The organism is Streptomyces sp. AC627_RSS907 (assembly GCF_019049165.1).
The window spans coordinates 1-578 of record NZ_JAGMUE010000685.1; the positions used below are offsets into that span (position 1 = coordinate 1).

A 578-nucleotide genomic window follows, 5' to 3' on the forward strand; every position below is an offset into this window, starting at 1 on the left:
CCGCTCGACGGGCCGCGGCGGGGTCAGGCCCTGGCGGGGTCAGGCCGCGGCGGGAGGCGTCACTTGAGGAACGCGCCCTTGTCGAAGGCGCTCAGGCTGGTGATCCCGCCCGCCCAGAGCTGGTCGACGCGGGCCGACTCCTGCGCGTTCGGGTTCGGGTTGGTGCAGGACGGGCCGGGGCCGCCGCCCGACATCAGCTCACTGCACGGGCCCGAGTAGTTGTCCGGCAGGCCGAGGACGTGGCCGGTCTCGTGCGCGGTGACCCGGGTCGAGTCGTACTCCTGGTTCTGCTGGTAGTCCAGGAAGATGTAGCCCCTGCCGTGCCCGTCGGTGCTGGCGTACGAGCCGCGCGGGTCGTTGCCCTCGCGGTACTCGAAGTCGCCGCCGGAGCCCTCCTGGAGCTTCACGTTGGACACGTGCGAGTTCCAGATCTGCGTGCTCCGCGCGATCTGCGAGGCGAAGGTGGGCGCCTGGCTGGCGTCGTAGGTGACGGTGACGGCCCGCTCGCCGGTCCTGGCCTGCTTGGCCTTGGCCGACTCGATGACGGCCGTGAAGAACGCCTTGGTGGCCGCGGCGTT

The 578-nt window shown here is 71.5% G+C and carries 1 protein-coding gene; it reads right to left on the reverse strand.

Annotated elements, in window-relative coordinates:
• Nucleotides 1-59: 59 nt before the first annotated feature.
• Nucleotides 60-578 (reverse strand): snapalysin (gene snpA / locus KUM32_RS37795; RefSeq protein ID WP_217146350.1); only part of this gene is annotated, 519 nt, incomplete at its 5' end.